Genomic DNA, 22,325 nt, shown 5'->3' on the forward strand with positions numbered 1-22,325 from the left:
TTCAGTGGTAAGCGTATCTTATTGTTGATGGAAATGATTAAACACTTCTCATCATGCCAATTTACATTAAATATAGAATCTAAATTATGCGTAGATAAGACATCAATTTTAGGTGTAAATTGATGTCTTTCGAAGATTAACTTCGTTAATACCAAAAGAATTAATCAAAATATGTTAATTCTTTAATAGAGGTTGCATTTGCGAAATTTATAACTAATTAGTAGTTTTTTAGCTAAAAAGTAGATTTGAGATTGATTGTAATGGGTTTAGAAGAATAATAATTTCAGACAATGAACTATTTAAGTTCCAATGGCTTTTTTAAAGGTAAATATGATGACTGACTCACTATTTCAACCAATCCAATTAGGTAAATTTTCATTAAAAAATCGTATTGTGATGCCACCAATGACACGTTCTCGTGCGACTCAACCTGGTAATGAAGCGAATGATATGATGGCTGAGTATTATTCACAAAGAACAGGAGCAGGGCTTATTGTGAGCGAAGGCACACAAATTTCTGCATTAGGTCAAGGCTACGTTTGGACACCTGGTATTTACAGCGTAGAACAAATTGCGGGTTGGAAAAAAGTAACCGATGCGGTACATGCAAAGGGCGGTGTTATGTTTGCTCAGCTTTGGCATGTTGGTCGTGTATCACATCCAGACAATACGGGTGGAGTACAGCCTATCTCTTCTTCTGCTTTGAAAGCAGATAACGTAAAAGTTTTTGTTGATAATGGCCTTGGTGCACCGGGTTTTGTTGATGTAGCCACTCCTCGTCAAATGACTAAAGCGGACATAAATCATGTTATTGAAGAGTATCGTCAAGCAGCACTAAATGCGATAGAAGCCGGTTTTGATGGTATTGAATTACATGCTGCCAATGGTTATTTAATTAATCAATTTATTGATTCTAATGCCAATAATCGCACCGATGAATACGGTGGAAGTATTGAAAATCGTTTACGCTTTCTTGGCGAAGTGGTTGCTGCCATGGTTGAAGCAATCGGTTCAGACCGTGTTGGTGTACGTTTAGCTCCGTTTACTTCATTAAATGGGACAGTTGATGAAACGCCTGTTGAAACTTACAGCGCAGCTGCGGCATTGTTGAATACACATAATGTGGTGTATATCCATATTGCAGAAGTAGACTGGGATGATGCGCCAGAAACACCGCTACTATTCAAAGAAAATGTACGTGCCGCTTATCAAGGAGTCTTAATTTATGCAGGTCGTTATGATGCAGAAAGAGGAGAGCAAGCATTACAAAGTGGTTTAGCAGATATGATTGGTTTTGGGCGTCCTTTTGTAGCTAACCCAGACTTACCTTATCGCATTAAAAATGGCTATCCTCTAGCCTCTCATAACCCTGATACTTTATTTGGTGGAGCGGAACAAGGCTTAACTGATTACCCAGAGTATGAGTAATAGCTTTTTATAACGACGACCTGATAACGACTATGTAACTTCTAGATAGTCGCTATTAGCATTCTTTTCATCTCTACTTAACTTATTTGTAATCTATTTATAGTCCATTCGCTATTCACTTCTTCATTTCCTTTAAGTTGCTGTTAACTTCTTTTTATTGATTATTACTTTCTATAACCCTATTTGGATAATTTTTTAACTTATTGATTTTATATCAATAAAAAGTTGGATTTAATATGTTGCATAAAATACAATGAGAGTGATTATCATTTACTTTAAGGTGTAAGATAGAAATTATATGGATATTAGATTAACGAAAGCTTTTGTACTGTGTTCTGTTGCTGTTTTAACGGCAGCTTGTAATGACACAACGACTGAAGAAGCAGAAATAGTGAGTGGGCAATTAAATGTGCCTGTTTCAGGATTAAGTTATAAAACAGATACGCTTTCTGGTACCACAGATGAATTAGGTTCATTTGAATACCGAGATGGTGAGAGTATTACCTTTAGTTTAGGTGAGTATAGTCTTTCAGCTGTTGAAGCTAGCGATCAAATAACGTTGGCTTCTTTAGTTGGAGAAGAAATGTTTCAAGAAACTCAAACGGTTAAATTATTAAAAGCGATGATCTCGCTTGATGATGACGACGATGTTTATAACGGACTAACATGGGATACGACAGGGTTAAATGAGACGAGTGCTGAGTTTGCTAGTATTTCTGATATTGAATACTCAGATATAACCAATGGATTAGGGGACGCTAAAGTTTATGCTTATTTGAAATGGATGAACGTTGATAACACAATCACGATGTCTGCTGGCAACCACCATACTCTAGGGTTATCGGCTGAAGGAAAGCCTTTTAGTTTTGGTGAAAACTATGCGGGTATTGTTTATGCGGAATCGCCTAGCCGTTATTGTGGCAGCGAGTTACGCAATAAATTAGGTCGTGAATCTGACCAAGATCTTGAGCCTGGTACTGAGCTTGATGAAGAAGGCAGAGATACTTTAACCGATGAAGAAAATGAATGTTATATCGAAGGTAATATTGCACGCCAATACGGCCTTTATAATGCAAATTCTGGTTGGATGACGTTAACTGATGACACTTTAACGTTCAACAGTGTTTCTACTGATCAAGTTGATGGTGCGTTAGTGACTAGCGAAGGGAGATTGTTTGTTTTCGGTCCCAATTATAGCGGTGAGTTAGGTACTGGCAATGAAAGTCCTGTTACAACACCTATTGAAGTGATTTTACCCGATGAAGAATTGGCTGTTTATGCAACGTCAGGGACATCCAGTAGTTATGTTATTACACGTTCAGGGAAAGTCTATTCAGCGGGTGATAACGGCAACCTACAATTAGGTCGCTCAGAGGATTCATCTGACGATCAAAATACGTTTGGTTTAGTACTTATTCCAGAAGACGAAGTGATTGTTGATGTTGCAGTACGTGATCATCATGTTTATGCCTTGACTGAAAATGGTGATATCTACTCTTGGGGAAATAACTCAAGTAACGGTGAGCTTGGTGACGGTAGTGTTAGTGTGGATCGTTCAACCCCATTAAAAATATTAGAAGGTAAAGATATTATTGCTGTTGAAGCGGGAGCTGATTTTGGTTTAGCGGTAGATAATACGGGTACAGTTTATGGTTGGGGCTACAACGGTTATGGTGCACTAGCACAAGGTACACCAACAGTGAGCGGCACTATTTATAAAATATCTGATATTGAAAATATATTAATACCTGAAGTGATTGTTAACTTGTCGACAGGATCTGATGCTATGGGAAGTGATCGAATTATAGGTTTCCAAGGTGGAAGTCGCAATGCGCAGGCGATTAGCTTAAATGGTGATGTTTACTCTTGGGGTGATATGGGAACAGGTTACTTTGGTAATGGTTATGAGGTTGATGAATCAGGTATCGAACGTCAAATCTCTATTCAACCAGTCAAAGTCGCTGATTTAGATGAACCTTTTATTGTTTCAATAAGTGCAAATACCTCTAGCCATTTTGCCGTGAGTGAAGATAATGTTGTTTATGCTTGGGGCTCTGGTAGTGACGGTAGATTGGGTGTATCACAAGATATTTGCGCCGAAGATTCTCTTAGCTTATACGGCGAAGAAGCCTCATCATCAGTTTGCTATACACCGATTGAAGTGTCAGTAACACCTTAACTATTAACTATGAAGTATAAAACATAAAAGTACCAAAGGTGGAAAGCGAAAGTCTGCTGTCTTTGGGGCTATATTTTAAACAGTTAAGCCCTATCAGTAATTATTTATTGATAGGGCTTTCTGCTAATAGACTTTTAATACCGATTACATTAAATATGTTATCTAAATTTTGCGCTGGAAAAACAGTTCAATTCAAGGCGTAAATTGATGTAAATGGCTGTTCCCTTTACGAAATTTATAACGAGGAAGTGGGCTGTTTTAACAAGTAAAATAGATAAGCTATTTATTGTGATTGGTATAATTAATAGTTCTTTTTTATGGTTGTTTTTTCGTTATCCATTATTTGTCATTGATTATTTAAAATTGCAGCTGTACCTCGAATTCTCTACACTTTCCTACGCTAAGACTAAATCCCCAATCGCTCTTAATAAATAAGCTTAAATAGGAAGTAAAATGTACAACATGGACTTATTTTCCGATCTTGAAGACACACCTATTAATATCATCAATTACGATGGTGTTGTTGAGTATCATGGATTGTTAATTCCTTTTGAAGAAGCCAATGATTATTTTGATGCGCTGCTTAACAACATCCAATGGAAGCATGACCAAGCGAATATACTGGGTGAAGTGATTGTGACTAAGAGAAAAGTGGCTTGGTATGCTAATGAATCTTTTAATTATACTTATTCCAACATGACGAAAGTGGCCTTACCTTGGACACCTGAGTTGTTAGCGTTAAAAAAGAGGGTAGAAGAAGCAACCGGACATCAGTTTAATTCCTGCTTATTAAACCTCTATAGTAATGGCGAAGAGGGGATGGCTTGGCATCACGACAGTGAAACGGATTTACAAAAGAATGGGGCGATTGCTTCATTAAGTTTTGGTGCAGAGCGTAAGTTTTCTTTTAAACATAAAGTTAATCAAGAGACTAAGTCGATTTCCTTACAACATGGCAGTTTATTAGTGATGAAAGGCGCCACCCAAACCCATTGGTTGCACCGATTACCACCGACTAAGAAAGTCACTACAGCGCGTATTAATTTAACGTTTCGTACTATCGATCAAAACTATTAAGCCATTAGCAGGTAAGCAACAGGTAAATAACAGATAAGTATTTATCCAAGCTTTATTATCGAACTAGACCACTACAATCAGTTAAATTAAAAACACCAAACGTATTAGGTTCGGTGTTCTTAATTACTTTTAATGAAAGCTTAATCAGGCTTTATTTAACCTTTACTTCAGCTTCACTTAAGCTTTTAAATAAATATTAAAGCTCTTTGTATTTATCAAATACGATATGCGAATAAGCATTCACTGGTTTTTTAGTGATAACAGGTGCCGATTCACTGTTAAGTAAAATACCCACAGTGCGATCAAAGGCCACTGGATCTAAGTAACCCATTTCTGGACCTGAACCCAATAGTTTTGCCACTTCAGTCATCATACGTGTTTGGTGATGTTCTGTTTGTGCACCCGTGTCATCATATTCTAATACGATCATTGCGGCTTCTTTAGGATGTTCTGCTGCCCATTTCCAACCTTTCAATGAAGCTTTTAAGAATTTAGCGTAGTTTTCTACTTTTTTAGCGTCTTTTAAATCTTCTTCTAAAACGTATAAACCATCTTCTAAGGTTGCTACGCCTTCTTCTTCGTATTTAAACAGTACTAGCTCTTCTGGTGTTAAACCACCGTCCATGATTTGACCGTATTCGTTATAAGTCATGGTTGAAACACAATCAGCTTGTCCTTGGAAGATTGGGTCAACATTAAAGCCTTGTTTAAGTACCGTTACGCCATCGTCACCACCGGTTGTCGGGTAACCAAGTTGAGACATCCAGCTTAAAAATGGGTATTCATTACCAAAGAACCAAACGCCTAATGTTTTGCCTTTAAAGTCAGCGGCCGTTTTAATACCACTTGATTTTAAACAAGTTAACATCATGCCCGATTTTGCATAAACTTGAGCAATATTGACCATTGGAAGACCTTTCTCTCTAGTGGCTAAAGCAGAAGGCAGCCAGTCGACAATAACGTCGGCACCGCCACCTGCTAATACTTGAGCGGGTGCGATATCTGGACCACCGGGTTTAATCGTTAAGTCTAAGCCTTCATCTTTGTAGAAGCCTTTTTCTAGTGCCGTGTAATAACCTGCAAATTGTGCCTGAGTAACCCACTTAAGTTGTAATGTGAGTTTATCTGCAGCGCTAGCGCTAAAGCTTGATGCCAATAAAGCAGCACCTGTTGCGAGTGTGATTAGCGTTCTTTTCATAGTGTATTCCCTTTTCTATTAATAGAATGACGTTAACGACTGTTATTACCTTCTCGGTACGAGGGGTGCCAAAACAGTAATGATTTTTCTAATAAGGCAAGTGCCCCATAACTTAATGAACCCGCAATAGCGGCCACTACAATAGTGGCCCATACTAAGTCCATATTCATTCGACCAACTTCTGTCGAAATTCTGAATCCCATACCCACAATTGGCGTGCCAAAAAACTCGGCTACAATTGCGCCTATTAACGCCAAAGCAGAATTAAGCTTTAAGGCATTAAAAATAAACGGTAGGGCGTGTGGTAATTGATTTTTAAAGAATATTTGTGATTTTTTAGCTGCATAGGTATGCATTAAATCTTTATGTAATGCATCGGTTGACTGTAAGCCTGTAAGTGTATTGATAAACATAGGAAAGAAGGTCATCACCACGATCACAGCGGCTTTAGATTGCCAATCAAAACCAAACCACATCACCATGATCGGTGCTATCCCAACAATTGGAATGGCCGACATGAAGTTACCTAAGGGCATCAAAGCGTCTCGTAGCACTTGGCTTCTAACTGCCCATTGCGCAACAATAAATCCTGATGAACATCCGATGATATAACCTGCTAATACCGCCTTTAAGTAAGTTTGTTTAAAGTCAGCCCATAACATAGGAATATTATTAATTAAGGCATTAAAAATATTGCTTGGAGCAGGCATTAAAATAGGTGAAACAGCATAACCTTTGATAACGCTTTCCCAAGTTAGTAGCAACATAAAAGCAAATAGACTAGGAATAAGAGCCTTAACAACTTTATATTTACCTTCTAAATTAGTTAGTTGCCCTAGTAACATTGCCATACTGTAAGCGGCTGCAATTAATACTAAAATCAGCATCGGTGAGATTTTGTAGAAACCAATCTCATTGCTGGCGATGATGATCACCTGTAATGATATTAAGGCAATATAAACGGTGTTCTTTATGCTTTGAGACATAAATGAATTCGGTTTAGTTGAATTAAGCATGAGCAAGTTAAGCATGAGTAAGTTCTCCTCGACGACGTAATAATACTTTTTCAGCAAGTCCCACTAACCAAACTAATATCGACCCTAATGTCGCAGCGACAATTAATGCAGCCCATATTTGTTCCGTTTGTCCGTAATAAGAACCACTCAATAAGCGCGCCCCTAAACCACCTTGTGCACCTGTTGGAAGCTCTGCCACAATCGCACCTACTAATGCCGCTGCAATCGCTACTTTTAAGCTAGCAAATAAATAAGGTTGTGCAGAATACCAACGTAGTTTCCAAAAAATATCTTTGGCACTAGCACTGTAGGTGTGCATTAACTCTTCGTGTAATTTATCTGATGAACGTAATCCTTTCACCATCGCGATAGTGACGGGAAAGAAAGACAGATACATGGATATGATGGCTTTAGGAATCACACCAGTAATATTAATCGCCCCGAGCACCACCACAACCATTGGTGCAATCGCTAGGATTGGGATAGTTTGTGAAGCTATTACCCAAGGCATTAAACTCGACTCTAAGGTTTTATTATTGACGATACCGACCGCAATTAAGATGCCGAGTAGCGAACCAAATACAAAGCCTAATAAGGTGGAGTTAAGGGTTATTTGTGCATGAAAAATAAGTGAGCGTTTAGAAGTAACCGGTTTATCAATTATCGATTTTATCAACTCTTGGCCCACTTGATGCGGCGCAGGTAGCATTGGCCTTTTAACTTCATAGGCTTGAGATATGACTTGTTGATAAGTCCACTCTTGGTTTTTTCGTTCCAAGTTATTGATCAGTTGATTGCCATTCATAATTAACGCAGCGAGGTACCATATCGCGATCACTATGATGAACAAACTGACAAAAGAGAATATTTTTTGCTTCATTTTTGTCTACTCCTTTAGACTGGAAACTAGTCGATAGCATGCTCATGTGCTAGTGCAGAGCGAATCTCACTGGCTAATGCATGAAACTCAGGTCGATCTCTTAATGCTAATGTTTTAAGCCTTGGTAACGGGCTTTCAATGACTTTTAAGATACGTCCTGGGCGCGGCGACATCACTACGATATGCGTTGACAATAATACTGCTTCATCAATTGAGTGGGTCACAAACACGACGGTTTTTTGTGTTTCACTCCAAATCCGTAGTAGCTCAATATTCATGTGATCACGGGTTATTTCGTCTAGTGCACCAAAAGGTTCATCCATTAGTAATAAGTCTGGATTAAGGCACAATGCGCGTGCAATCGAGGCTCGTTGTTGCATACCGCCTGAAAGCTGCCAAGGGAACTTATTATGAAAGTCTTGTAACCCAACCATTTGTAGATATTTATCAATCTGTTTATTCTTATGAGCATCAGATTGCTTTGAAATTTCCATAGGAAGTGCGCAATTTTGCTTTATATTTCGCCAAGGGAGTAATGCAGGCGCTTGAAAAACATAACCGTATAAACGATTTAAACGCGCGTCTTCTGCATCGGTACCATTTACTTTAAGGTTGCCTGATGTTGGACGCTCTAAGTCCGCAATAACACGTAATAAAGTGGTTTTCCCGCAACCGGAAGGACCAATAAAAGAAACAAAGTCACCACTCTTAATGCTTAAATTAATATTAGATAACGCGTGTACATCGCCGTCTTTACTTGGGAAAATCAACGATAAATCCTGTACAGATATCATTTCACGCTTTGGCTTAACAGTTAGGCTCGGCTCTGTCAGTGTGGTTTGTTCTTCAACTGCTAACATATTACCTCTCTTATCTTATTAACTTTTTATCTTACTCACTGTTGATATTGTGAATTATTGAGCTTGCTAATCGGCAGATTAACGTTCAACTTTATAAGGTGCATGTGTTTGGTTATATTTACTGACGGCGTCAAAAATAGTGGGAAAAGCAGGGCGTTTAATATAGCGTCCAGCACCTTCTTCAACGTTTAATTTTCCGTCTTTAAATACCACTTTCCCTTGGCTAATAGTGATGTAAGGAGAGCCGACGACTGTACGACCTTCAAAAATATTGAAGTCGATTTTTTGATGGTGTGTTTTAGCTGAAAGGGTATGTTCTTTTTGTGCATCCCAAATGACGATGTCTGCATCTGAGCCAACCGCTATGCAACCTTTTTGAGGATACAGGTTAAATATTTTCGCGGTATTCGTAGAGGTTACGCCTACAAACTCATTCTCAGTTAAACGTCCTTTATTCACGCCGGAATCCCATAACACCATTAATCTGTCTTCAACTCCTGCTGTGCCGTTAGGTATTTGTGTGAAATTATCCTTGCCCATAGCTTTTTGGTCTTCGCAGAAACAACAGTGATCTGTAGCGGTCGTTTGAATTGTGCCGCCTTGTAGGGCTTTCCATAATGCTTCTTGATGACCTTTAGGACGGAAGGGAGGACTCATGACATGTGCCGCTGCTGTTGCCCAGTCAGGGTTACTATAAACGCTATCATCTAACTCTAAATGCCCTGCTAAACATTCTCCGTAAACACGTTGCCCTTCAGATTTAGCGCGTGCAATTTCATCAATCGCTTCTTTACAAGAAACATGCACTAAATACAGTGGAATACCAATAGATTGAGCAATACGAATCGCACGATTAGAGGCTTCACCTTCAACTTCAGGGGGTCTTGATTGTGGGTGAGCTTCTGGGCCTGTGATACCAGCAGCTAACATTTTTTTTTGAAGGTGATGCACTAATTCGCCGTTTTCTGCGTGTACTGTTGGCATTGCGCCTAATTCTAAACAACGGTTAAAACTATTTACCAAGGTTTCATCTTCAGCCATGATTGCATTTTTGTAAGCCATGAAGTGTTTAAAGCTATTAACACCTTCTTCTTCTACTAAGGTTTTCATATCATCTGAAACTGAATCATCCCACCATGTCACCGCTACGTGAAACGAATAATCAGCTACCGAGCGAGATGCCCAACCTTTCCATGTTTCAAAAGCTTCCATTAATGGTTGTTGTGGACTTGGGATAACAAAATCGATGATCATAGTGGTACCGCCAGCTAAACCTGCCGCTGTACCTGAATAAAAGTCTTCACTGGCAACGGTTCCCATAAAAGGAAGTTGCATATGCGTATGAGGGTCGATGCCACCTGGCATGACTAGTTTACCCGTCGCATCAATTATCTCAGTATTGTTAGGAACCTCGAGGTCATGACCTATCGCTTTAATGATTCCATTCTCACAATAAACATCAGCAAAGATACTGTTATCTGCATTAACTAATTTGCCGCCTTTTATTAATAAATTCATCATCACTCAATCCTCCGTGGTAGTGCCGATATTGCACTTTTTAAAATAGTTAAGATGCTAAAAGTGGGTTGTTGCATCTCGATGAAATATTTTTTATTGTCATCTGTTACAAAAAATCTTTTATAACCATTATTTTTGTAACGATAAATATGTCTCTTTATGCGGTTGCAATTAACAAGCCAATAACAAACTAGTTGACCAATTGGACTACTTTTTGTTGTGGGGCAGCATGTTTACTAGTGTGTTAATTCATTGGGTGGTTGTTATTGTTGATGGTGTTGTCGATATTGAAAGAGCACCTTGCTCATTATTAGCGCATTTACTCCCTCATTTGGTGCGTTAAATTTGTACTCCTTTCGGTTAATATAAAACCTAATTGATTTTATGGTACTCAAAGCCTTTGAAATACGGCATTTAAGTAAAATTAAATATTCCTGTCCTGTTGGTCAGTATTTTGCATTATGTTTAATTGATTATGTTTTTTGGAATGTAGATTAATTCAACTTTATTGGAGTCAATCATGGAAGCTTTAAAAATTAATAGTGATCGTCTATGGGATAGTTTGATGGAAATGGCCAAAATAGGCGGTACAGTCAAAGGTGGTTGTTGTCGTTTAGCCTTAACTGATTTAGATAAACAAGGAAGGGAACTCTATATAAAGTGGGCTGAAGAAGCAGGCTGTACTGTTAAGGTTGATGCCATTGGCAATATAATGTGTACGCGTCCTGGTGAAGATATGAGTTTGCCGCCAGTGGGCACAGGCAGTCACCTCGATACACAACCGACCGGTGGCAAGTTCGATGGGGTTTATGGTGTGTTATCGGGTTTAGAAGTGGTGCGTTCAATGAACGATCAAGGCATTAAAACTAAGCATCCCATCGAAATATCTGTTTGGACGAATGAAGAGGGCTCTCGATTCGCACCAGCAATGATGGGGTCTGGTGTGGTATCAGGTCGTTTTACCCTTGAAGAAATTTTAGATAAAACCGATGTAGATGGCTTACGTTTAGGTGATGAATTGGAACGTATAGGCTTTGCTGGTGAAACACCAGTCACAGGGCGTGACTTCCATGCCTTTTTTGAAGCGCATATCGAGCAAGGGCCGTACCTAGAAGCTGAAGAAAAACAAGTCGGTATAGTGACAGGTGGGCAAGGGCAACGTTGGTACAATGCAACCTTTATAGGCCGTGAATCACACGCAGGTACTACACCGATGCATCTACGTAACGATGCATTAATTGCCAGCTCTCAGTTGGTATTGAAGGTAGAGGAAATTGCTAAAGCACATCCTCCAGGCTGCGGCACTGTTGGCTTCATGCAAGTTACCCCTAATTCCCGTAATACTATTCCTGGTTCAATTTCTATGAGTATTGACTTACGCCATCCTATAGATGGTGAGTTAACCTTGATGGATAAAGCATTAACAGAAGCAATTGCTGAAATAGAAGCGACAGGTGTTTCTGTTGAATTAGACCCATTTTGGTATTACGAGCCTATTCACTTTAACACTGAGTGTGTTAGTGCAGTGCGCAAAGCCGCTGTTGATTTGGGTTATAGTCACATGGATATTATTGCTGGCGCTGGGCACGATGCTTGTTATGTTTCAGATTTCGCACCAACAAGTATGATTTTCACGCCATGTTTAAATGGAATTAGCCATAATGAAATTGAAAGTACGACACAAGAAGAGTGTGAGGGGGGCTGTTCAGTTTTACTTAATGCGATGCTGACAATGGCAGAGGTGGTGTAGGCGATATAATTTATTTTATATCGTTAATATTTTTTAATTTATTAAATAACAGTAAGTTAGCTAAATTAATTAACTTACTGTTATTTTATTTAAATCGCTTTAAAGCAACTTCACACCACAGCCTTTTAATACGACCTGCGTAATCAATTCTGCTCCTGTTTCAAAATCACTTTCTTCTAATTCAGTTTTGCCCATCAAAATACTGCTTTGTAGACCATAGTCAGCATACGCTTGGGTTGATGACCAGATCATAAATAATAGATGTTCAGGACTGATTGGGTTCATCCATTGTTTTGCTATCCATTCTCGAAATACCTGACAGGTTTTCATGAATTGATCTTTTAAGTCTGTTTGTAGCTTTTCACGTAAGAAAGGTGCGCCGTGTAGAAGCTCTGAAGCAAAGATACGAGATGCATTTGAATGATCTTTAGACTGTTTTACTTTAAGTATAATGTAGTGTCTAAGCGCTTCCCTTGGGTGTTGATCTGCACTCATCCCTTCCATGTCCACTAACCAAATTTTTAAAATTTGAATTAAGACTTCTTTATATAGCACTTCTTTTGTTTTGAAATAATAGAGAATATTAGACTTTGGCAACTGTGCTTGTTCTGCAATAGATGAAATAGTGGTGCCATTATATCCATATTCAGCAAAGCGTTGCTCTGCGACAGACAGAATAAGCTGCAGGTTATCTTTACGAATATCTGCTGATTTACGACGTGTGGTACTGACTTTTTTATTTTCTTTCATTTAGTTTTCTCTGCACTGTTATGTCGCAATCGGATACTTCATGGTGCGACATCATCTCATATTTTCATTTGTAAATAATAGTGATAATTATTCTCTTTTTGAGTGGTTAAATCCAAGAAAAATTCTATTCACATTTATTTCATATAAAACAAAAGCTTAACTGTTAGTTTGTTTTTTGATCTAACTTGTTGACCCTGTGGTCAGTTAGTTGGCTTGCTGATTGCATTGTCTTAATTGTAACTCAAACTTAAATTAACACTTAGACACTGGCTGATCATTAATTACCAACAGGAGAGATCATCGTGATGAATATGGACAATTCAGTAAATTATTCGCAGCAACAACTGGCATTAAATCAGATGTTTAAAGATATTAACCCCGCCCTCAGTGCCCGCCAAGCCGGCATTGAAAGTTCTCGTTGTTATTATTGCTACGATGCTCCTTGCATTAAAGCTTGCCCATCTAAAATTAATATCCCTAGTTTTATCGCTAGTATACACGCAGATGACCTGACGGGTGCTGCAAAAACCATTTACAAAGAAAATATAATGGGCGGCAGTTGTGCGCGAGTTTGTCCTACTGAAATTCTTTGTGAACAGGCTTGTGTTAGAAATAAAGAAGAAGAGAAAGCCCCTGTAAGAATTGGTTTGTTGCAACGTCACGCAACTGATAATGCTGAATTTGAAGGTCATCCTTTTGAACGTGCAGCATCGACAGGCAAAAAAATAGCAGTAGTGGGTGCAGGGCCAGCAGGCTTAAGTTGTGCTCATCGTTTGTCATTATTAGGTAATGATGTTGAAGTCTTTGAAGCAGAAGATAAGGCGGGTGGTTTAAATGAATACGGTATTGCTAAATATAAACTGACTGAAAATTTTGCACAAAAAGAAGTCGATTTCATTTTAAGTATTGGCGGTATTACCGTGCACTATGAAACTGCATTGGGTAAAGATATTACCCTAGATAAATTAAAAGAAGATTTCGATGCTGTCTTTTTAAGTATTGGTTTACAAGACACATCATCATTGTATTTAGATAACGAAGATAATGAAATGGTGATTAACTCAGTTGATTATATTAAAGAGCTACGCCAAGCAACAGATCTTGAACAGTTAACTGTCCCTAAAGATAGTGCAGTGGTGATTGGTGCGGGTAATACAGCGATCGATATCGCTTGTCAGTTAAAACGTTTAGGCACAGAAGAAGTGACGTTGGTTTACCGTCGTGGTGAAGAGCAAATGAGTGCGACTAAGCATGAACAACAAATTGCTAAAAATCATCAAGTAAGAATTAAAACATGGAGTCAACCAGAAAGCATTGATGTCGATGATTATGGCAAAGTCACAGGAATGAGTTTTCGTAAAACCTATTTAGAAGATGGCAAGCTTAAAGGCGGTGATGTGCAGTTTGATATCGCTTGTAGTGCGATTTTTAAAGCAGTAGGTCAAAAAATGGCTTACCCAGATGCAGAACAATTAATTCCGACTATAAGTAACGGAAAAATTGCTACTTTTCATAATCAATTAACCAGTATCGATGGTGTTTTTGCTGGTGGAGATTGTACTGGGGTTGGACAAGACCTTACCGTTGAAGCTGTACAGCAAGGAAAATTAGCGGCAATCGCGATTAATGAGCAACTTAATGTCTCAACTACTACACCATTACAAACAGCACTTAGCGCATAAAAGGGAGAAATAACATGGCTGACTTATCAATTGACTTCGTAGGTATTAAATCTCCTAATCCATTTTGGCTAGCATCCGCGCCGCCAACAGATAAAGCGTATAACGTTGAACGTGCTTATGAAGCAGGTTGGGGTGGTGTGGTTTGGAAAACATTAGGTGAAGATCCGGCTGCGGTGAATGTTTCTTCTCGTTATTCTGCGCTTTATGATCATAACGGTGATGTCTCTGGTTTTAATAACATTGAATTAATTACCGACCGTAGTTTAGAGATTAATTTACGTGAAATTACAGAGGTTAAAAAGCGCTGGCCAGATCGCGCATTAGTGGTTTCTTTGATGATGCCTTGTGAAGAGCAAGTATGGAAACGTATTCTTAAACTGGTTGAAGCTACGGGAGCTGACGGTGTTGAACTTAACTTTGGTTGTCCGCATGGTATGCCTGAACGTGGTATGGGTGCGGCAGTCGGACAAGTACCTGAGTATGTTGAAATGGTCACTCGATGGTGTAAACAGCACAGTAAAATGCCAGTGATTGTGAAATTAACGCCGAATATTACCGATGTACGTCTTCCTGCTCGTGCTGCTAAAAGTGGTGGGGCTGATGCGGTTTCTCTGATCAATACAATCAATTCAATTACTGGTATCGACCTTGATGCAATGTCTGCTCGTCCGATGGTGGATGGTAAAAGTACCCATGGTGGTTATTGTGGTCCTGCAGTGAAACCTATTGCGCTGAGTATGACAAGTGAGATTGCTCGTGACCCTGAAACTGCTGGTCTGCCAATTTCTGGTATCGGTGGTATTGGTAACTGGAAAGATGCGGCTGAGTTTATTGCATTGGGGGCGGGCTCTGTTCAAGTATGTACCGCAGCCATGATTTACGGATTTAACATTGTTCAAGAAATGAAAGAAGGTCTATCAAATTGGATGGACAGTAAAGGCTATGAAAACATCAATGACTTTAAAGGTTTAGCGGTTCCAAATACAACTGATTGGAAAAAGTTAAACATGAATTACAAAGTCGTTGCAACTATTGATGAAGATAAATGTATTGGTTGTGGCCGTTGTTACCAAGCTTGTGAAGATACTTCACATCAAGCTATTACGGTGACGTCTAATGATGATGGCACCAACACCTTTGGCATTATTGATGATAACTGTGTGGGTTGTAATTTATGTGAGATCACTTGTCCTGTTGATGATTGCATCACTATGGATGAACGCTCTACGGGCCAACCATATATGAATTGGATGGAAGATGTGCGTAACCCTCATAGGGAAGAAGCATAAGCAATAAGCTTAACTGAGGCAATTACCTTGATGGTTATTGATGATGATATTAAAGAAAATCAACATCACAATGAATGGCCACAAGGTAAATAAATATGACGTTAGTCAATTGATTTTGAGGTGAACAATGAACAATGAACAGTTAAATAGTGGCATTACTCAATCCCAACTCGATGCGCATTGGATGCCTTATACAGGCAACCGTGAATTCAAAAAAGACCCGCGTATTATTACCTCTGCGCAAGGTAAATATTATACCGATTCAAAAGGTCGACAAATATTCGATGGTTTATCTGGACTGTGGTGCTGTGGTTTAGGGCATGGTCGACCAGAGATAGCTGAAGCAGTGAGTGAACAACTAAAAACATTAGATTATTCACCAGGTTTTCAATTTGGCCACGTAAAATCATTCCAACTTGCAGAGCAAATTGCTGATTTTATGCCTAAGGGACTTAATCGCGTTTTCTATACCGGGTCGGGTTCTGAAGCGGCTGAAACGGCATTAAAAATGGCTCGTGGTTATTGGCGTAAAAAAGGCATGGCCAGTAAAACTAAATTAATTGGACGTGGTTTAGGTTATCACGGCAGTAATTTCGGTGGTATTTCAGTAGGTGGCATTGGTGGTAATCGTGCTTTGTTTGGTCCTGCCGTTGAAGCAGATCATCTACGCCATACACTCTTACCTGAAAATTTATTCTGTAAAGGTCAACCTAAAGCTGGAGCAGAGTTAGCCAATGAATTAATAGATCTGATTGCACTACATGACGCCTCTAATATTGCCGCAGTAATTGTTGAGCCGTTATCTGGATCGGGCGGTGTTATGCCACCTCCTATCGGTTATTTAAATCGTTTACGTGAAATATGTGATGACAATAATATCTTACTTATTTTCGATGAAGTGATTTGTAGCTTTGGCCGCATGGGCGAAAACACGGGCGCTGAAGCTTTTGGTGTTGTGCCAGATATTATTAACATCGCTAAACAAGTGACGAACGGCACTATTCCAATGGGCGCTGTAATTGCGAAACAAGAAATATACGATACTTATATGGACCAAGGTGGCCCAGAATATATGGTTGAGTTTCCTCATGGCTATACTTATTCAGCTCATCCCGTGGCTTGTGCCGCTGGCATTGCAGCCTTGGATATATTGAAACAAGACAAACTAGTTGAACGTGTTAAAGCACTCAGCCCTTACTTTGAAAGTGCAGTACATAGTTTAAAAGGCTGTAAGTATGTTACTGACATTAGAAACTATGGTTTCTCTGCTGGTTTTAGCATTGAACCTTTTCCTGGTGAACCTGCATTACGTCCTTATCAAATTGCTATGAAAATGTGGGAAAAAGGATTTTATGTCCGTTATGGCGGTGCAACGATTCAATTAGGTTTGCCTTTTACCAGTGAAAAAGAAGAGATCGATTCTCTGATCAATGCACTTGGTGAAACTTTTAATGAAATAGCGTAGAAAATTAAACGAGTTGGCATTAATAGCCACATGGAGATTTTTATGACACAAGTAGTAGGCCACCTTATTGATGGCGAAATAGTAAATGACAATGATCAAACACAAGATGTTTTCGACCCTGCGCTAGGTGCAGTGGCAACGCAAGTTGCATTAGCTTCTAAAGAGACAGTTGAACTTGCGATTGCATCGGCACAGAAAGCCTTTCCCGAATGGCGTAATACACCGCCTTTAAAACGTGCTCGAGTGATGTTTAAATTTAAAGAGTTGTTGGAAACTAATAGAGATAAAATTTGCCACTTATTAGGCAAAGAGCATGGCAAAATTTTACATGATGCTGCAGGTGAGTTACAGCGAGGCATCGAGAATGTTGAATATGCTTGTGGAGCACCGGAGTTATTAAAAGGTGAACACAGTAAGAACGCAGGGCCAAATATTGATTCATGGAGCGAATTACAACCTTTAGGCGTGGTTGCTGGTATTACGCCTTTTAACTTTCCTGCCATGGTGCCGATGTGGATGTTCCCGTTAGCGATTGTATGTGGTAATTGCTTTATCTTAAAACCTTCAGAAAGAAACCCGAGTGCCACTTTATATATTGCACAGTTATTACATGAAGCGGGGTTACCAAAAGGCGTTTTAAATGTGGTTAATGGTGATAAAGAAACCGTTGATACATTATTAGCAGATACTCGTATTAAAGCGGTTAGCTTTGTAGGGTCAACACCTATTGCTGAACAAATTTATACTAAAGCAACGGCTAACGGTAAACGTTGCCAAGCTCTAGGTGGTGCTAAAAACCACGCCATTATTATGCCTGATGCAGATATGGATAACGCCGCTAACCAGCTATTAGGCGCCGCATTCGGCTCATCTGGCGAACGTTGTATGGCATTGTCGGTTGTTGTTGCTGTAGGTGATAAAGCGGCAGATGACTTGATTGCAAAAATGACCGTTTCGATGAAAGAGTTAAAAGTAGGGGCATTTGATAATACTGATAATGACTTTGGTCCTTTGATTACTAAACAGCACCAAGAAAAAGTAATAGGTTACATTGATAGTGCGGAACAACAAGGTGCTGATATTGTTGTTGATGGGCGTTCGTTGAAAGTAGAAGGTTATGAAAGTGGCTATTTTGTTGGCGCCACTTTAATTGATAAAGTTGAAGCTGAAATGGATAGTTATAAAGCTGAGATATTTGGTCCGGTTTTACAAGTCATGCGTGTAAAAACGATGGAACACGCAATGCAGTTAATCAATGACCATGAATACGGTAACGGCACTTGTATTTTCACCCGTGACGGTGAGGCTGCTCGTTATTTCTCTGACAATATTGAAGTGGGTATGGTGGGGATTAATGTGCCATTACCTGTACCGGTTGCTTACCACAGTTTTGGTGGTTGGAAACGTTCGTTATTTGGTGATTTACATGCCTATGGCCCTGATGGAGTTAAGTTTTACACTAAACGTAAAACCATCACACAACGCTGGCCATCAAGTGGTGTTAGAGAAGGTGCAAATTTCGCTTTTCCTAGCTAAGGTTTAATGGCGAAATTTCTATTCATTGAGTGTTCGAATGTCTAGCCCTTGTTTGTTGAATACAAATAAGGATTTTTTATTGTCTAAAATTAACCGTTAGGGAAACTTAATGGTAGGCACTGTAATGATATTAATTCATGTTATAGCAGTAAAATAAATAGCTTATCTATTTTACTGGTTAAAACAGCCCACTTCCTCGTTGTAAATTTCGTAAAGGGAACGGCCATTAAAGCATTAACCTCTTTTGGTTAATTCTCCGATAGACGATTAACGAAGTTAATCTTTGAAAGACTCAATTTACGCCTTGAATTGAATTGTTTTTTCAGCGCAAAATGTAGATAACATATTTAATGTAATCGGTATTAAATACTTTTTTTAGTTTTTAGCAAAACGTAAATACGCCATGGTAAATAGAGTACCTTATTCATTTTTCAGGACCAATTAAGTTAGCGAATAGTTGAGTTAAGCAACTATTTCCCTTAACTCAAGGTCGACACTATCACATCGATAAACCTTCTCACATTATTCCCAACAAACCATTTATAATTCTATTTATTCAATCTCCTATTAAAAATAATAAAACTCATTGAATATCAAGCAAATGTAAATTACTGTGCCCGCTGATTTAAATCAGTAGGCTGCAAATGAGTTATTCTACAGCCATATTAGACAACAATAAAAAGAAGCAGAGGAAATGACTAATGGAAAAAATAAATCGTTCTTTATTAATTAAAATTCATGCATTGCTAGCCGCCTTTATCTTACCAGTGGCAATTATGTTTTTTGTGACTGGCGCGCTTTATACTTGGGGTATAAAAGGTGGCTATGAGACAGTTACTCAGGAATTACATCTTAAAAGGCCAATCCAAGGAGAGCTGACAGAGCTCATGGTATTAGCAAAAAACGAATTGAAAAGACAAAATGTGGCTATGCCATCGGGTAAAGCTAAAATCAAAAAAATGGGTTCAGCCTTTCAGCTCGAATGGAGCGGTTCAGATATTAATGTTATTTTAGCGCCTACATTTCAACCATTAATTGCCACACTAACAATAGAAGAGACTAGTTGGTATCGACAATTTGTACAATTACATAAAGCAAAAGGCGGAACTCCCTTTAAAGTGTACGCTACTGCCTTCGCTATTGGGTTACTATTAATACTTATTTCAGGTTTTATTCTTGCTTTGCAATTGCCAAAGCTACGTCAGTTAACCATCGTTTCTACTTCTTTGAGTGTTGTATTGTTTATTGCGATGGTTATAAGCAGTTAAGACTAATATCAGCACGTTTAACTCGTTAGGGTATCCGACCATTTATACGTTGCTTCATTTTGCTGTGCTTCGTCAATGGCCGGTCACTATGATTGTCCCCTTTGTTAATATAACTAACAACCATCATATAAGAGTATATTTGCAGATAATGCCAGTAAACTGATCGCTATTTTACCTTTGAATGAAATTGATCCAGTTTAAATTAAAGTTAGCGTTTATTTAACTTTGTTAGCATCAGCGTTGCCCCCTCTATAGATTGATTTTATAACTTGCTTAAATCCTCTATTTCAATACGCTAGCTGTTTTCAATATATGCGGTAAACTGTGCGGCCTAATTATTTAAAATGGATTTTATATGGGTTATTTATTATCAGTGACATTGCTTTGGGCTTTCTCATTTAGCTTGATTGGCGTTTATTTAGCGGGCCAAGTAGATGCTTGGTTTAGTGTGTTTATACGAATTGCACTGGCAACTTTATTGTTCTTACCTTTCCTTAAAATTAAAAAAATACCATGCTCAATGGCAGTAAAAATCATGCTTATCGGCGCTGTTCAATTGGGGATGATGTATATTTTTTATTATCATTCTTTTTTGTATTTGTCTGTTCCTGAAGTCTTGCTGTTTACTGTCATGACGCCAATTTATGTGACTTTGTTAAATGATGCGATGAGTAAACGTTTTAATCCTCAATGTTTGCTTGTGGCTGTTATTGCGGTATTTGGTGCTGTTGCGATACGCTATGAAAACATTAACTCGGATTTTTGGTTTGGTTTGTTATTAGTACAAGGAGCGAATATTTGCTTTGCAATAGGGCAGGTGACTTATAGTCGTTTAATGATTAACAGCACTATTGACCATAAAACGGTATTTGGTTGGTTCTTTGTCGGTGCTCTCTGCGTGGCAACGCTTTGTTATCTTTTATTTGGTAACGCAGATAAGTTACCAACAACCAGTACACAGTGGGGAGTGCTTATATACTTAGGAACGATTGCCTCGGGCTTAGGCTATTTTGGGTGGAATAAAGGGGCAACTTTAGTGAATATTGGGACACTCGCTGTGATGAATAATTTACTGATCCCTGCCGGTATAGTGGTCAATGTAATTATTTGGAATAAAGAGGCAGATTTGTTAAGGCTTAGTGTTGGTGCTTGCATCATGTTAGTTGCATTATTGCTTAATCATTACCTTAATGAAAAGAAAATAAAATAGTCTTTAAGGGGAAGTAAATATTGTACTTTTTATGATATTTGTTTTCTTTTTATACTACTTTTTGATTATAAATTGAACTTATTCTTTGTATTTTCAAATTCAAGCTCTATAATCTGAGTTAACTGATTTATAAATAATCTAATGCACTAACGCAATTATGCACTTGATTCAGTAATTACAATATTATTAGCTAGAAAAAGGCAAGTTAGGGGAAACCTTAATACGCAAAACCACCGACCTGTAGATTAACGTCAATGGCAGCGGAGTTACCGAGGCAATGGTACATTTTATACCTCTCTTTATTTTTCTTCTGTTATATAAAAATTTCTGAATCATCAATTTTGTTGGAGACAAAACTGATGATTTTCAAACACCTGTTACTTAGAACTTCGCTACTACTTTGCACTACTTTTTTATTCGCTTGTGGTGGATCTTCTGGCTCTAGTAGCTCAGTTAGCACAGAGGAAAAAACATCTGAGGAATCTAGTGTCGAAGAAGTTATTATCGATGAAGAAATAGTCGCTGCTCCTTCAGATGAAATTGTAGAAGAAGATAACGTTATTACAGATGAAGCGGATGTTGATATTGATGATATTTTTGTCTCTATTCCAACGGGGGAATCATTGGAAGAAGAGTTAGTGATACCTGATGACACTAATTCAGAGTCCTCATCAGATGAGGAGCTGGTTTCTACGCCTGTTGATGAAGATGAAAGCGAAGACGAAATTGTAAACTTGAATATTACATGGGACGATAATTCTGACAATGAAGTTGAATTCATAATTGAGCGCCGCATGGAGTCTGAAGTAGATTATGATGCAACTTTTTATGTTGCTGAAAATATCACATCATACGATGACTTAGATGTTCAAGCAGGTGAAACTTATTGTTACCGTATTAGTGCGTCGAATAGCGCAGGTGATTCTCCATCATCAGAAAAATGTATCACGCTTTAATAATTGTTTAAATTATTAAAGATTAGCCTGTTTGACGTTGTCAGTCATTCTGGCTAATCATATGAGTATTTCATGTAAAGACAAGTGCTCCTATTACTTCAAAATGTTAATCACTGACCACTAATCACTAATCACTAACCACTAACCACTAACCACTAACCATCAGTAACCGTTAATTACCAGTCCTTAATTTTCTACCTTTAATTATCTGTCTTTAATGAGCAATTTCTGACCCTGACATTCTGCTTATTTTTTAATTTAAT

The 22,325-nt window shown here is 38.5% G+C and carries 17 protein-coding genes and 1 riboswitch; of the genes, 11 read left to right on the plus strand and 6 right to left on the minus strand.

The genetic code is table 11. The annotated features are described in order from the left end of the window. Positions 1–333: 333 nt before the first annotated feature. From GQR59_RS05660 to GQR59_RS05670, 3 genes are all read left to right on the plus strand, one after another. On the plus strand, positions 334–1,428 hold the full coding sequence (locus GQR59_RS05660) for an alkene reductase (RefSeq protein ID WP_160061070.1): 1,095 nt from the start codon (positions 334–336) through the stop codon (positions 1,426–1,428). 298 nt (positions 1,429–1,726) lie between these two features. Continuing rightward, positions 1,727–3,607, plus strand: coding sequence for an RCC1 domain-containing protein (locus GQR59_RS05665; RefSeq protein WP_160061071.1), 1,881 nt, complete (start codon positions 1,727–1,729; stop codon positions 3,605–3,607). A 453-nt stretch (positions 3,608–4,060) separates the two neighbouring features. Beyond that, positions 4,061–4,684 carry an alpha-ketoglutarate-dependent dioxygenase AlkB family protein gene (locus GQR59_RS05670; RefSeq protein ID WP_201288024.1) on the plus strand — a complete coding sequence of 208 codons (624 nt, stop codon included), beginning with the start codon at positions 4,061–4,063 and terminating at the stop codon, positions 4,682–4,684. A 196-nt stretch (positions 4,685–4,880) separates the two neighbouring features. Here the strand turns inward: GQR59_RS05670 and GQR59_RS05675 are convergent, their stop codons facing one another. From GQR59_RS05675 to hydA, 5 genes are all read right to left on the minus strand, one after another. Beyond that, positions 4,881–5,882: an ABC transporter substrate-binding protein gene (locus tag GQR59_RS05675; protein WP_160061072.1), complete on the minus strand. Its 1,002-nt coding sequence runs from the start codon at positions 5,880–5,882 to the stop codon at positions 4,881–4,883. A gap of 32 nt (positions 5,883–5,914) precedes the next feature. Then, the gene (locus tag GQR59_RS05680; RefSeq protein WP_160061073.1) at positions 5,915–6,868 is read right to left on the minus strand and encodes an ABC transporter permease; all 954 of its coding nucleotides are present in this window, start codon (positions 6,866–6,868) and stop codon (positions 5,915–5,917) included. Between the two features lie 37 nt (positions 6,869–6,905). After that, a complete protein-coding gene (locus tag GQR59_RS05685; protein ID WP_025565506.1) occupies positions 6,906–7,778 on the minus strand; it encodes an ABC transporter permease in 873 nt (290 codons plus the stop codon). A gap of 26 nt (positions 7,779–7,804) precedes the next feature. Continuing rightward, complete coding sequence (locus GQR59_RS05690; protein ID WP_160061074.1) at positions 7,805–8,638, minus strand: ABC transporter ATP-binding protein; 834 nt, start codon at positions 8,636–8,638, stop codon at positions 7,805–7,807. A gap of 78 nt (positions 8,639–8,716) precedes the next feature. Next, a complete protein-coding gene (hydA, locus tag GQR59_RS05695) occupies positions 8,717–10,159 on the minus strand; it encodes a dihydropyrimidinase (RefSeq protein ID WP_236546666.1) in 1,443 nt (480 codons plus the stop codon). Between the two features lie 517 nt (positions 10,160–10,676). On the opposite strand from hydA, the gene GQR59_RS05700 reads away from it, so the two are divergent. Further along, positions 10,677–11,906, plus strand: a complete 1,230-nt coding sequence (locus tag GQR59_RS05700; RefSeq protein WP_160061075.1) for a Zn-dependent hydrolase — start codon at positions 10,677–10,679, stop codon at positions 11,904–11,906. A gap of 99 nt (positions 11,907–12,005) precedes the next feature. Here GQR59_RS05700 and GQR59_RS05705 read toward each other — a convergent pair whose 3' ends face one another. Then, on the minus strand, positions 12,006–12,656 hold the full coding sequence (locus GQR59_RS05705; protein ID WP_025565502.1) for a TetR family transcriptional regulator C-terminal domain-containing protein: 651 nt from the start codon (positions 12,654–12,656) through the stop codon (positions 12,006–12,008). 305 nt (positions 12,657–12,961) lie between these two features. On the opposite strand from GQR59_RS05705, the gene GQR59_RS05710 reads away from it, so the two are divergent. From GQR59_RS05710 to GQR59_RS05740, 7 genes are all read left to right on the plus strand, one after another. Next, positions 12,962–14,338, plus strand: coding sequence for an NAD(P)-dependent oxidoreductase (locus GQR59_RS05710; RefSeq protein WP_236546727.1), 1,377 nt, complete (start codon positions 12,962–12,964; stop codon positions 14,336–14,338). Between the two features lie 14 nt (positions 14,339–14,352). Next, a complete protein-coding gene (preA, locus tag GQR59_RS05715; RefSeq protein WP_160061077.1) occupies positions 14,353–15,627 on the plus strand; it encodes an NAD-dependent dihydropyrimidine dehydrogenase subunit PreA in 1,275 nt (424 codons plus the stop codon). A gap of 127 nt (positions 15,628–15,754) precedes the next feature. Then, a complete protein-coding gene (locus GQR59_RS05720; RefSeq protein WP_160061078.1) occupies positions 15,755–17,092 on the plus strand; it encodes an aspartate aminotransferase family protein in 1,338 nt (445 codons plus the stop codon). Between the two features lie 42 nt (positions 17,093–17,134). After that, positions 17,135–18,628, plus strand: a complete 1,494-nt coding sequence (locus GQR59_RS05725; RefSeq protein ID WP_160061079.1) for a CoA-acylating methylmalonate-semialdehyde dehydrogenase — start codon at positions 17,135–17,137, stop codon at positions 18,626–18,628. 701 nt (positions 18,629–19,329) lie between these two features. Continuing rightward, positions 19,330–19,896, plus strand: coding sequence for a PepSY domain-containing protein (locus GQR59_RS05730; protein WP_160061080.1), 567 nt, complete (start codon positions 19,330–19,332; stop codon positions 19,894–19,896). Positions 19,897–20,251: 355 nt separating this feature from the next. Then, on the plus strand, positions 20,252–21,106 hold the full coding sequence (locus GQR59_RS05735; RefSeq protein WP_160061081.1) for a DMT family transporter: 855 nt from the start codon (positions 20,252–20,254) through the stop codon (positions 21,104–21,106). A gap of 189 nt (positions 21,107–21,295) precedes the next feature. After that, a riboswitch (cyclic di-GMP riboswitch) is annotated at positions 21,296–21,380 on the plus strand. A gap of 85 nt (positions 21,381–21,465) precedes the next feature. Continuing rightward, on the plus strand, positions 21,466–22,062 hold the full coding sequence (locus GQR59_RS05740; protein WP_160061082.1) for a fibronectin type III domain-containing protein: 597 nt from the start codon (positions 21,466–21,468) through the stop codon (positions 22,060–22,062). The last annotated feature ends 263 nt before the right edge of the window (positions 22,063–22,325 follow it).

Origin of the sequence: Psychromonas sp. L1A2, assembly GCF_009828855.1 — a bacterium.
GTDB lineage: Bacteria > Pseudomonadota > Gammaproteobacteria > Enterobacterales > Psychromonadaceae > Psychromonas.